The sequence below is a fragment of the Achromobacter sp. RTa genome (assembly GCF_000757485.1).
In the GTDB taxonomy this organism is placed as follows: domain Bacteria; phylum Pseudomonadota; class Gammaproteobacteria; order Burkholderiales; family Burkholderiaceae_B; genus Achromobacter.
Genome location: NZ_JPYO01000019.1, coordinates 21,093 through 33,197 on the forward strand (window position 1 = coordinate 21,093; position 12,105 = coordinate 33,197).

General features: G+C 66.9%; 11 protein-coding genes. 1 reads left to right on the top strand and 10 read right to left on the bottom strand.

Translation table 11 applies throughout. The features are described from left to right. Nucleotide 1: 1 nt before the first annotated feature. The 10 genes from JL37_RS06315 to JL37_RS06360 form a co-directional block, all read right to left on the bottom strand. Nucleotides 2–853 (bottom strand): branched-chain amino acid ABC transporter permease, encoded by an 852-nt coding sequence (locus tag JL37_RS06315; RefSeq protein WP_043542722.1) that lies wholly within the window; start codon nucleotides 851–853, stop codon nucleotides 2–4. A 73-nt stretch (nucleotides 854–926) separates the two neighbouring features. Next, the gene (locus JL37_RS06320; RefSeq protein ID WP_043542723.1) at nucleotides 927–2,177 is read right to left on the bottom strand and encodes an ABC transporter substrate-binding protein; all 1,251 of its coding nucleotides are present in this window, start codon (nucleotides 2,175–2,177) and stop codon (nucleotides 927–929) included. A gap of 240 nt (nucleotides 2,178–2,417) precedes the next feature. Next, a complete protein-coding gene (locus JL37_RS06325; protein WP_043542724.1) occupies nucleotides 2,418–3,224 on the bottom strand; it encodes a putative hydro-lyase in 807 nt (268 codons plus the stop codon). A 108-nt stretch (nucleotides 3,225–3,332) separates the two neighbouring features. Further along, the gene (locus JL37_RS06330; RefSeq protein ID WP_043542725.1) at nucleotides 3,333–4,238 is read right to left on the bottom strand and encodes a LysR family transcriptional regulator; all 906 of its coding nucleotides are present in this window, start codon (nucleotides 4,236–4,238) and stop codon (nucleotides 3,333–3,335) included. Nucleotides 4,239–4,290: 52 nt separating this feature from the next. Next, a complete protein-coding gene (locus JL37_RS06335) occupies nucleotides 4,291–5,640 on the bottom strand; it encodes an amidase (RefSeq protein WP_043542726.1) in 1,350 nt (449 codons plus the stop codon). Nucleotides 5,641–5,742: 102 nt separating this feature from the next. Continuing rightward, the gene (locus JL37_RS06340; RefSeq protein WP_043542727.1) at nucleotides 5,743–6,426 is read right to left on the bottom strand and encodes a DUF2848 domain-containing protein; all 684 of its coding nucleotides are present in this window, start codon (nucleotides 6,424–6,426) and stop codon (nucleotides 5,743–5,745) included. Nucleotides 6,427–6,499: 73 nt separating this feature from the next. Then, nucleotides 6,500–7,783, bottom strand: coding sequence for a TRAP transporter large permease (locus tag JL37_RS06345; protein ID WP_043542728.1), 1,284 nt, complete (start codon nucleotides 7,781–7,783; stop codon nucleotides 6,500–6,502). Further along, entirely contained in the window at nucleotides 7,780–8,400 is a 621-nt protein-coding gene (locus JL37_RS06350; protein WP_043542729.1) for a TRAP transporter small permease subunit, read from the bottom strand. The genes JL37_RS06345 and JL37_RS06350 overlap by 4 nt, the downstream gene beginning before the upstream one ends. 253 nt (nucleotides 8,401–8,653) lie before the next feature. After that, nucleotides 8,654–9,700: a TRAP transporter substrate-binding protein gene (locus JL37_RS06355; RefSeq protein WP_043542731.1), complete on the bottom strand. Its 1,047-nt coding sequence runs from the start codon at nucleotides 9,698–9,700 to the stop codon at nucleotides 8,654–8,656. 361 nt (nucleotides 9,701–10,061) lie between these two features. Next, nucleotides 10,062–10,967: a LysR family transcriptional regulator gene (locus JL37_RS06360; RefSeq protein WP_043542732.1), complete on the bottom strand. Its 906-nt coding sequence runs from the start codon at nucleotides 10,965–10,967 to the stop codon at nucleotides 10,062–10,064. Between the two features lie 86 nt (nucleotides 10,968–11,053). Here JL37_RS06360 and JL37_RS06365 point away from each other — a divergent pair, with 86 nt between their 5' ends. Further along, nucleotides 11,054–12,013: a DMT family transporter gene (locus tag JL37_RS06365; protein ID WP_043542733.1), complete on the top strand. Its 960-nt coding sequence runs from the start codon at nucleotides 11,054–11,056 to the stop codon at nucleotides 12,011–12,013. The last annotated feature ends 92 nt before the right edge of the window (nucleotides 12,014–12,105 follow it).

Consider the following 12,105-nt stretch of genomic DNA (forward strand, 5'->3'; position numbering starts at 1 on the left):
GTCACCACCGTCCGAACAGGCCGCGCGGCCGATACCAGAGAACCAGGATGAACAGGATGAAAACGCTCACGGTCTTCATCGCGGGCGCAACGAAGTAGCCTGTCATGGCCTCGATGATGCCGATCAGGATCCCCGCAATGAACGCGCCCGGCAGCGAGCCGAAGCCGCCCATGCACACCGCCACGAAGGCCAGCAGCCCGAACACCGTGCCCACCGATGGGAAGACGTAGAAGAAGGTGGTCAGCAAGGCGCCGGCCAGGCCGACCGCCGCGCTGCCCAGCATCCAGACCTGGGCGTTGACACGGTCCGGCGAAATGCCCACCAGCGCGGCCACCTGGCGGTCTTCCGCCACCGCTTGCAGGGCATGGCCCCAACGGGTCCGGTACACCAGCACGAACAGCGCCGCGACGACCACCAGCGCGATCAGGCCGGTGACCACCTGGGGCCGTCCCAGCGAAATGCCCGCCACCGTCACGCTGCCGGAGACCAGCGTGTCGGGCAGGCTGCGGTAGTCGGGGCTGAAGGCGATGAAGGCGACCTGGCGCAGCACCAGGCCCAGCCCGAAGGTGGCCAGGATGACCGCCATCGCCGGCCCCTTCTGCAGCCGCCGGATGATCAGCGCGTAGGTCAGGAATCCGACGAAGGCGAGCACGACGGCCACCAGCGGCGCCGACAGCGTCGGGTCGATGTGGCCCAGGGTGTAGAGCCAATAGGCGGCATACATGCCCAGCATCAGGAATTCGCCATGGGCGAAATTGATGACGTCGGTAATGCCCCAGATCAGCGCCAGCCCCACCGCCACCGCGGCGTAGATCAGGCCATTGAACAGGCCTGCCGAGAGAGCTTCGAACATGGAGTGCTCCTGCGGCGGGCCGCGCGGGCCGCCGCGTCATGCCAGGGCCTGTTCCAGGGAACAGGGCCCAAGCTCATTTCCAGGCGAACGGCAGCGTGGGCAGGCTCTTGTCCGTGCGGAATTTTTCCGGCCATACCGTCTGGTAGGACGCCCCTTTCAGCTCCAGGATCAGGCCCGCGCCCTTGGTGTTCTGGCCCTTGGCGTCGAATTGCACGCCGGCCCAGGGCATGGCGACCTGCGCTTCGCCGAGATCGGTCGCGACAAGCGCCTTGCGGATGGCTTCGGGATCGGTGGAGCCGGCCCGGTTGATCGCGTCCGCAAGCACCAGCACGCCCTGCATCGAGCGCGCGTTGTTGCCGTTCAGGTCCTTGCCCGTCTTGGCCTTGTACATGTCGTTGATCTTTTTCAGGCCGGCCTTGGCGGCGGCGACGTCGTTGCCCCACACGTCGCGCGTCAGCACGCCCTGCACCTGCGGCCCCACTTCCTGAACAAAGCGCGAATCGATGAAGCCCGCATCGTTGGCCAGCAGCACCGGGGGCGCGTACTTGCTTTCGCGCATGGTGCGCACGAAGAGCATGGCATCGGACGTGTAGCTGGCGAAGATGGCCACGTCGGGCTTGGCGGCGGCCAGCTTCTGCACTTCCGCCGTCACAGAGGCCGAACCCGCGCTGTAGGCGATATTGGCGACCAGCTGGCGCTTGTACTGTTTGGCGAACTTGTCGACGGCCTTGTACGTGTTCACGCCGAAGTCGGTGTTTTCGTACACCACGGCGATCTTGGCGGTCGGCACCGCCGTCACCCCGTCCAGGAACTGCATCATGTTCTCGACGAAGGTGTCGTCGTTGGGCGAGGTGCGAAAGAACCACTTGTAGCCGCGCTCGGTGAGGTCGGGGCTGCTGGATTCCCCGTTCACGTAGGGGATGCCGCGCTGTTCGGCGATGCGGCTGGCCGTCTTGGTCACGGCGGACTGGTAGGCGCCCGTCAGCGCCACCACCTTTTCCTGGTCGATCAGGCGCTGCGCGTCGGCCAGCCCCACCTCGGGCTTGCCCTGGGAATCGCCGAACACCACCTCGATCTTGGCGCCGCCCAGCTTGGTCAGGCCGCTGCCGGCGGCCAGGGGAATGCCTTCCAGCTCCGGATGCGGATTATTGATGATGTCCACGGCCAGTTCGATGGCCGCCTTGATTTCCGAACCGGTCGACGCGAGCGCGCCGGACAGGGGATAGATCGCGCCGATGCGCACGGCCTTGTCCTGCGCCTGGGCAGGCATGGCGGCAATCAGCGCCAGACTCGCGGCGACACCCGCAATGAGCTTCATCTTCATTACTAGACTCCTGGATTGGTCCGGCTAGGTGAGAAAACAATGCAAATGCATGGGCCGTAGCGCGCCGGGCTGGCGCGCGCGGACTCGCGGCGGGCAGGCGCCTTCCGGTCGGAGGCGGCTGGCCCTGAACTGTTGTCGCCATTTCCCCTTGTCCTGTGATGGATCGTTTTGGTGGCACAACCGGTACTGCTGGAACTACATCTTGCCGCCAGCCGCAGACACACGGCTGAGCGGCGGCGGTCAGAACACCGCCATCCTGCTGTTGACGAGGTCCGTGACCAGCATGTGGCCCGGAGCGTGGGTGATGCAGAACTCTGGACGCACCGCGGCGACCACGGACTGCGGCGTGACGCCGCAAGCCCAGAACACCGGCATTTCGCCCGCCCGAATCTCTACCGGGTCACCATAGTCCGGGCGGCCGATATCGGCAATCCCGATCAACGAGGGGTCGCCGATATGCACCGGCGCGCCATGGACCGAAGGAAAACGCGAGGTGACCTGGATGGCGCGGATCGCGTCGGCCGCCTTCAAGGGACGCATCGAGACGACCAGCGGGCCGCTGAAGACGCCGGCGGCGTGCGTCGGAACATTGGTGCGGTACATCGGAACGTTGCAGCCCTGCTCGATGTGGCGCACGGGCAAGCCGTTGTCCAGCATGGCTTCCTCGAACGAGAACGAGCATCCGATCAGGAACGACACCAGGTCGTCGCGCCAGATGTCGCGCACGTCGGTGGGCTCGGCCACCAGCTCGCCGTTTTTCCAGACGCGGTAGCGCGGGATGTCGGTGCGGATGTCGATGTCCTGGCCCAGCTCCGGCAGCGCGGGATCGCCCGGCTCGGACATGGCCAGCAGCGGACAGGGCTTGGGATTGCGCTGGCAGAAATGCAGGAAATCCGCCGCCAGCGCGCGCGGCAGGATCGCGAGATTGGCCTGGACATGACCCGGCGCCAGGTTCGCGGTGGGACCGGCCAGTTTGCCGCTGCGAGCGTCCAGACGCGCCTGCCGAGCCAATTCCACGCTACCGCGCGCCCCAGGATTCGAAACCATGGCTACCCCCTTCGATGATGATGCCGATACGGGGCCATTGCACAGGAAGCGCGCCCGGCCGTCCAATCACAAGTTGCGATAAACCCCGATCAGAATTACTTATCAGGGTTATGCCGGATGACGCAGCGCCTCTTCGCGGGCGATCTGCTGGGCCGCTTCGGCCACGGCGCGCGGGACCTGGCTGTCTGGCCCCTGCATCCAGCAGGCCGTGTAGTGCAGCGGCGGCAAGGCCGGCGCCTTGACGTCCAGGATGCGCAGCTCGCCCTGGGCCAGCTCCTTGTGCAGGATCACGGGCGCGATGACCGCCGTGCCGATGCCGTCCTGCGCCATACGCACGATCACGCTCAGCGCGGAGCTGCCATACATGCGCGGCGCCTCCACGCCGGCCTGCTGCAACAGCTGGCGCACGGCGCGGTGCGGATCGGTAGTGGAGGAATACGTGATCACCGGCCATTCGGCCAGCCGCTTCAGGGGAATGGGCTGGCGCCCTACCCTGAGCTTGGGGCTCGCCACCCAGCGCAAGGGGTAGTTGCACAGATAGAGGTTCTCGACCCGGGGCTCCTCCATCGGCCCCAGCAGGAACGCCAGGTCGATCTGGCGCGCAGCCAGCTGCGTCTTGAGCATGGTGGTCGTGTCCACCTGGATCTCGACCATGAGCGCCGGATAGACGTCATGCAGGTGCTCCATCAGGGCGGGCAACCACGTATGGACGATGGTCTCGGACACCCCCAGCCTGAGCGTGCCGCTCATGACGCTCTTGGCGCGCGCGGCTTCCTGCATGTCGCGCCGCATCTGCAGCATGCGTTCGGCATGCGACAGCAGTTCCCGCCCCTTGCCGGTCAGCTTGATACCGCGCGAATCGCGGTCGAAGAGCCGCACGCCAAGGTCCGACTCCAGCGAGGCGATGCGCTGGGAAATCGCGGGCTGGGTGGCGCTGAGCTTCTCGGCCGCCGCGCGGAAGCCGCCCAGCGTCGCCACCCAGAAGAACGTCTCGATATTGCGCAGATCGATCATGGCACCGGATCCGGCTGTGGAGATGCCATCTTAGCGCCAGCCAGCCTCGGCGTTACTGGCCCGCGAACAGCTCCTCGACCGACAGGCCGATGGCCAGGATGCGGCGGTCGGCGCCGTTGCTGCCGGCGATCATCAGGCCGACCGGCGCGGTGCCCGCTGCCTGGCAAGGCAGGGAAAGCGCGCAGCCATCCAGGAAATTGATCAGTGTGGGGTTGCGCAGGATCAGGCCGTTGGCGGCGTAGTAGGCATCGTCCGAGGCCTGCAGATCCGCCACCGCCGGCGCCACGATGGGCGTGGTCGGCATGATCAGCGCGTCGTAGCCGGCGATGCGCCCGTCCACCGCGGCGACCCAGGCTTCGCGGGCGTCCAGCAGGTCCAGGTAGTCGGCCGCGCTCATGTCCTTGCCGCGCATGATGCGCGACACCACGCGGGGATCGTAGCGCTTGCCGGCGCGCGCAATCAGGTCGCGGTGCCAGGCCCAGGCCTCGGCGGCGGTGAAGCCGCCCTTGGCGTTGATGGCCGAAAGCTCGGCGAATTCCGGAACCGCGATCTCGTCGACCAGGGCGCCCGCGCTCTTCAGCCGGCTCACCGCGGCCGCGAAGGTCTCGGCCACGTGCTTGTCCATCGCGTCGAGCGCCAGCGTGGTCGGGACGGCCAGGCGCAGGCCGCGCAGCGGCATCGCCTCCGGCACCGGGCCGCCGTCGCCGGAAAGAATGGCGTCCAGTTCGGCGCAGCAACGCACGCTGGCGGCGATGGGACCGATGGAATCCAGATTGGCCGACAGCGGCAGCACGCCGTCCATGGAAACGCGCCAGGCGCTGGGCTTGAACCCCGTGAGGCCGCAAAGCGCGGCGGGGATGCGCACCGATCCGCCGGTATCTGAACCGATGGCCGCGGCCGACATGCCATCCGACACGGACACGGCGGCGCCGGACGACGAACCGCCGGGGATGCGCCCGGTGGCGCGATCATAGGGATTGAGCGGCGTGCCGTAGTGGGGGTTGATGCCCAGGCCCGAGTAGGCGAATTCGGTCATGTTGGTGCGGCCGATGATGACCGCGCCCGCGGCGACCAGGCGCCGCACGACCTCCGCGTCCGCGTCGGCCGCCGGTTCGCCTTCGCGCGCGACCGAGCCCGCCATCGTGGTCTCGCCCTCGATGTCGAACAGGTCCTTGATGCTGATGGGCAGGCCTTCCACCGCCGAACGGACGATGCCCGCCGCGCGCAGCGTGTCGGACGCGCGCGCCTGTGCCAGCGCCGACTCGGCGTACAGGCGGGTGAAGACGCGGGCGCCCTCGCCCGCTTCGTCCTGCGCCCGCGCCAGGGCGGCTTCCGTCAGCTCCACGGAGCTCACGCGGCCCTCTCGCAGGGCCAGATTCAGATCATTCAGGGTCGAAACCATAGTCATCCTAGTGCCGCCGGGCGGCATAAGTGCGAATCGGCGCGTCCGGCATGGACGCGCCTGGCGATCAGCGCCGGGGGATGGCAGCGTTGTCCCGCCAGCTCAAGCCACCACGGGCAGCGTCTCGACATGATAGCGGTGACGCAGGCTGCGCTGGCGGCGCGGATCATGCAATTCCATCGTGAAGTCGACGGAGGGGCGGATTCCGCCGATCGCGCCCACGGTGCCGCAGGTCATGCCGGCGCCTTCGGGCAGCACGGCCGCGCCGCCGGTATAGCCGGCGATCAGGTCCTGGGGCGTGCGCAGCGAAGCCAGCGGACCTTCCTGGTACAGGACTTCCACGCCGTTCTCGACGATGTAGGAACGGATGACCAGTTCGTCCCAGTAGTCCGCCACGTCGGCCAGGCGCCAGGCGCTCTTGGCCACGGGCTTCACGCAGACCTGCTTGGACATGGCCACGCTGTAGGTTTCGAGCTTGCGATCGGTATGGTCCGAGGCAATGCTGACGTACATCTCGCCATCGACCGAGAACACGAAGGTCTCGACCTCGCCCGAGGACTCCTCGCCCAGCGCCTGCACGGTCTCGTCCTGGGTCAGCTGGTTGTCGGCGATGCGGTAGTAGAGCGGCACGCTGCTGGGGCGCGGCACGCCGATAGCGGCCAGTTCCTCGATGTGGTGCTCGATGGCCGCCATATCGCGGCCGGCCCAGCCGGCGACGATCACGGTGTTGAAATCCACTTCAACCTGGCGGGGCTGGGTATCTTCGATCTGGAATACGGCTTTCATATCTGTCCTGCGGAAACTAGGAGGTAAAGGGCGCGGCGGCTCGCCGCGCCCGGGATGTGCGTAGGGATGGAGCTCAACCGAATACGCGCGGCAGCCACAGCGCCAGATCGGGCCAGAACGCCAGCAGCGCCAGCATCACGAACATGGCCGCAACGAACGGCAGGCTGCCCACGATCACGGCGTTCATGGACCCGCTCTTGCGCAGGCTCTGCACGACGAACAGGTTCAGGCCCACCGGCGGCGTGATGAGCGCGGCCTCGACCAGGATGATGATCACGATGCCCAGCCAGATGGGATCGAAACCCAGCCCGATCATGATGGGCGCCACGATGGGGATGGTGGTGATCATCATGGACAGCGTTTCCATGAAGCAGCCGAGCACCAGGTAGAAGACCACCACGATCAGCAGCATCCACCCGGGCGACAGGCCCAGACCGGTGATCGATTGCGTCAGCGCATCGGTCAGTCCGGTGGCGGACATGACGAAGTTCAGGAAGCTGGCCGCGATGACGATCAGCATGATCATGGCCGTGGAACGCATGGTGCCTTCCATGACCTCGCGCAGCATCGACCACGTCAGGCGGCGGAACCACGCGGCCAGGATCAGCGCGCCCAGCACGCCCAGCGCGGCCGCCTCGGTCGGCGTCGCCAGGCCGGCGTAGATGGAGCCCACCACCAGGAAGAAGATTCCCATCGGCGGCGCCAGATGCACCAGGCTGGCAAGGCGCTGGCCCCAGGTCGCCTGGATCTTCTTGCCGCCCCAGGACGGCTTGGCCACGCAGGCGACGACCACGGTCAGCATGAACAGCGCCGCCATCGCGAAGCCCGGGATGATGCCGGCCAGGTACAGCTTGGGCACGGACGAATTCGTCAGCACGCCATAGATGACCAGGTTGATGGACGGCGGGATCAGGATGCCGAGCGTGCCCCCGGCCGCCAGGCTGCCCAGGAACAGCGGTTCGTTGTAGCCGTACTTGCGGATCTGCGGGATGGCGACGGTGCCCACGGTCGCGGCCGTGGCCACGCTGGAACCGGAGGTGGCCGAGAACAGCGTGGACGCGCCGATGTTGGCGTGCATCAGCCCGCCCGGCAGCCACGACAACCACAGGCTCATCGCGCTGTACATGCGCTCTGCGAAGCCCGCGCGCAGCAGCACTTCTCCCAGCATGATGAACAGCGGAATCGCCACCAGCAGGAATTCGTTGTTGGTGCTCCAGGAGATCTCGCCGATGGCCCGGGTGAGCGGCAGCATGGAGAACAGCGGATCCAGTATCAGGCCCAGCACGCCCAGCGCCGCGCCCACGGGGATGGACAGGCCTATCAGCACCAGGAGCAGGATCAATGCGGTGGAAATCATGCGGCTTCTCCCTTGACCATGCGCTCGCCGGCGGCGGCTTCCTCGTCGGCCTCTTCCTGCGCCGAGCGGACGCCGCAGATGTTCTTGACGAGATCGAGGTCGCCCGTGACCAGCGCCGCCGAGGCGCGCACCAGCATCAGGGCCACGGTGATGCACATCCAGGCCAGGCCCAGCAGCCACAGGCCTTGCGGGATCCACAAAGGCGTCGCCAAAGGCGTGTTGGCGGTGGACTTCTGCGCCCATGAAGCCTGCACGACCTCGGACGCGTAGAAGGTCAGGTACACCATGAAAATGGCCAGGGCCACCAGGGAGATCCAGTCGAGCACGGCTGCCACGCGCACCGGCATGTGCTGGTAGAGCACGTCCACGCGCACGTTGGCGCGCTGCAGCGTAGCGAAGGCCAGCGCCCAGGAGGTGCTGATGGCGAAGGCGTAGCTCGACAATTCGTCGGCGCCGCCCGTGGTGAAGCCCAGGAACTTGCGGGCCAGCACGTCGAAAGAAATCAGCAGGACGCTGGCCACCGTCAGCGCGCCGCCGGCCCATACGGCCACGCGGGAGAAACTCTCCGCACGCCGCAATATGCCGCCCAGCAGGCGGAAGTGTTCGGATTGAGTCATGAATAAAACCTTTGCAGGGCCAGGCAGGTCGCCCTACCCGCTATGTAACGAGCGCCCCAATCGGGATGCCGCGGATCCGCCTCAGTAAGCGCCCCCAATCGGGATGCCGCAGATCCGGCTCAGTACGCGTTCCGATCGGGATGCCGCGGATCCGGCTCAGTAGGCGTTCCGATCGGGATGCCGCGGATCCGGCTCCGCCGGTCCGCAGGCATGCCCCCCTGGGGGGGAAGCGCGAAGCGCTTCGGGGGGGGGCCTACTTCTTCGCGACCACGCCCAGCGTCTTGCCGATCGTGGCGTTGAAATCGTTCACGCACTGGGCCGAGCAGCGCGCGGCCCACTTGGGCAGCACGGCTTCCTCCGTGACCTTCTTGAGCAGTTCGCGGTCGGCGTCCGAAGGCTGGACCAGGACCATCTTGCCCTTGACGGGGTACGGGCACGCGGCGGCGCCGGTGTTGCAGTCATAGCCTTCCTGGGTCTGGCGCGCGGCGGCGTCCCAGATGTTGTCGACCAGGGTCTTCACATTGGTCTGCAGGAAAGTGCGCACGTTGGGATCCAGCTTGTCCCAGGCCTTCTGGTTGACGGCGTGGATCTGCTGGTTCCAGTTGATGGGCAGCGCAACCAGGTGCGTCGAAACCTCGTACCACTTGGCCGAATAGCCCGACAGAGAGCCCGTGATCGCGCAGTCGACGACCTTGTTCTGCAGGGCCGGCACGACCTCGCCGAAGGCCATGGTCACGCTGGAGCCGCCCAGCGCCTCGACGAACTCGGCGGTGGTGCGGCTGCTCGTGCGCACCTTCTTGCCCTTGATGTCGGCCAGGCCCTTGATCTCGGCGTTGCAGAACAGCACCTGGGCGGGATAGGTGGAGATGCCCAGCAGCTTGACGTTGCTGCCTTCGCCGTACAGCTTGGCGTAGACCGGTTCGAAGGCGTCGGTCACGGCGCGCGCGGTCTTGACGTCCGGCGCCAGGCCGGCCAGGTCGATGGCTTCGTTGATGGGGTTGTCGCTGGCGAAGTACGCCAGGGTGGCGGTGCCGAACTCAACCACGCCCTGCGACATCAGGCGCAGCAACTCGGGGCCCTTCAGGCCCATTTCGTTGAAGCCCTTGATCGTTGCCGTGACCTGGCCCTTGGACAGCTCGGGGATGGTCTTGGTCCAGAACGGCTTTTCGTAGTCGTTGTAGGCGGTCAGGTTGCTCAAGCCCCCCACTACCTTCAGTTGGGTCTTGGGCAGGTCCTGCGCCTGTACGGCGCCGGCCAGCAGGCTGGCGGCGACGGCGGCGAAAACTAGAGACTTTTTCATGGACAAAACTCCTAGCTGGCGGGATGGTATGCCGCGCGCGGGATCCCGTTATCCTCGTCGCGCGCGGGTGGCTATCGGGAAGTCAGGAGCCCCGGCGGCAATCGTTGTCGATGCGCCGCCATTGCATCGTCAGGACCCTGGGGCGTCCAATCGTAAGTTGCGATACGGGGGTATAAATATTTCTTGGGTCTCGCCGGCGCGGCGCGTGGCGTTTTCGCCAAACGACGCGGCGGCGCGGCTTTGCGGGCAGCCGAGGAAGCTTTTCCCTGCGCCCGGGGGCGGCCGGAAATGAAAATAGGGACACTGTCTGCTGGGGAAAACACCTAGGGGCGCAGGGGCATCGAAGCGCCCTGCGGGGCCGCTAGCAGGGCGTGCCGTTCCCGGCCTGGGCGGCCACTTTCTGCGCCATCTGCGCGATGACTCGCACCGCATGGCTGTCGGGCCCCTGCACCCAGGTCGCCGTAAAGCTCAGTTCCGGCAAGGGATCCGCCTCCACGTTGAGAATGCGCAGCTCGCCCCGCGCCAGCTCCTTGCCCAGGAACACCGGCGCGATGACGCTCGTGCCGATCCCGTCCTGGGTCATGCGCACCACCATCGACATGGACGCGCTGCCGTACATGCGCGGAGACGTCACCCCGGCCCGCGTCAGCATGTCGCGCACAACGCGATACGGCGCGCTATTGGACGGATAGGTAATGATGGGCAGCTTGCCGATCCGCTCCAGGGTCAGCGGCTCGGGCCCCAGATCCAGCATGGGACTGGCCACCCAGGCCAAGGGATAGGTGCACAGCGGCAGGTTTTCGACCCTGGCTTCGAGCACGGGGCCCATCAGGAACGCCAGGTCGATCTGGCGCGACATCAGGTGCGAGCGCAGCACGTGGGTGGTATCCACCTCGATCTCCAGCACCAGCGCCGGATACGTCGTGTGGATCAGCTCGATCAGCGTGGGCAACCAGGTCTGCACGATGGTTTCGGCCACGCCGATGCGCACGGTGCCGGTCATGACGTTCTGCTCGCGCGCGGCCTCGAACATGTCGCGCCGAACTTGCAGCATGCGTTCGGCGTGCGACAGCAGCTCGTGCCCCTTGCCCGTCAGCTTGACGCCGCGCGCGTCGCGCTCGAACAGGCGCACGCCCAGGTCGGCCTCCAGCGAGGCGATGCGTTGCGATACCGCAGGCTGCGTAGTGTTGAGCTTTTCCGACGCGGCGCGGAAGCTGCCCAGCGTGGCCACCCAGAAAAAAGTTTCTATGTTGCGTAATTCGATCATGAGCCTGTTCCCCCGGCTCGATGAGCGTATCATGTCAGCCGCCTGCCGGTCCCCAGGAACAGGGCCCCAAAATAAGGAGTTTTCCGATGACCCCGGCCGATAACGGTCGCACGCGCCCCGGCGCGCCCGCCGCACGCGGCCCGATGCTCGGGGTGCTGTTGCTGGTGCTTTCGATGTGGACCCTGTCCTGTCTGGACGCCAGCGGCAAGTGGGTGATGAACGAAGGCGTGCCGCTCCTGGTGCTCTCGTGGTTCCGCTACGCGGTGCACCTCGTGCTGGTGCTGGCGCTGGTGCTCCCCGCGCGCGGGCTGCGGATATTGCGCAGCAACAAACCGCGCGAACAGGTCATCCGCGGCGGCTCCATGTTCCTGGCCACGCTCATGTTCTTCACCACGCTGAGCTACATTCCGCAAGCCGAGGCCACCGCCATCAACTTCCTGGCGCCGCTCCTGGTGCTGTCCGCCGCGCCCTGGGTCCTCAAGGAACCCGCGCGCCTCTCGCGCTTCGTCGCGGCCGGCGTCGCCTTCATCGGCGTGGTCATTGTGATCCGCCCCGGCGGCGGCCTGCATCCCGTCGGCACGGTCTTCGGCCTGATCACGGCCTGCTGTTTCGCCGTGCAGTTCATCGCCACGCGGCGCGTGGCCGGCGACGACCCATTCACCTCGCTGATCTGGAGCGGCGCGGTGGGCACCGTCTTCCTTACGATCGCCCTGCCCTTTATCCTGCCGCCCGCGCTGCCCGTGCTGCGCGCGCTGACGCCGCTGGATTGGGTCGTGCTGATTTCCACCGGCATCACCGGCGGCCTCGGCCACCTCTTCCAGATCGCGGCCTACCGCCGGGCGCCCGCCTCCACGCTGGCGCCATTCGTCTATCTGCAGATCATCAGCGCCACCTCCGTGGGCTGGTTGGTATGGGGCCATTTCCCGGACGCGCTGACCTGGCTCGGCATCGCCATCATCTGCGCCAGCGGCATCTGCATCGGCGCGGTGGAATGGCGCCGCGGCCGCGCCCCCGCCTCTCCCCTGGCGGACGCCCGCGTCCGCTGAACCGCCACGGGCGGGCGCCTCTTGGCGCCTCCCGTACAATGCGGGTCGCCCTTTGCGCTTTGCCGCAAGGGCTCCTCCCCCGGCATCCCCCG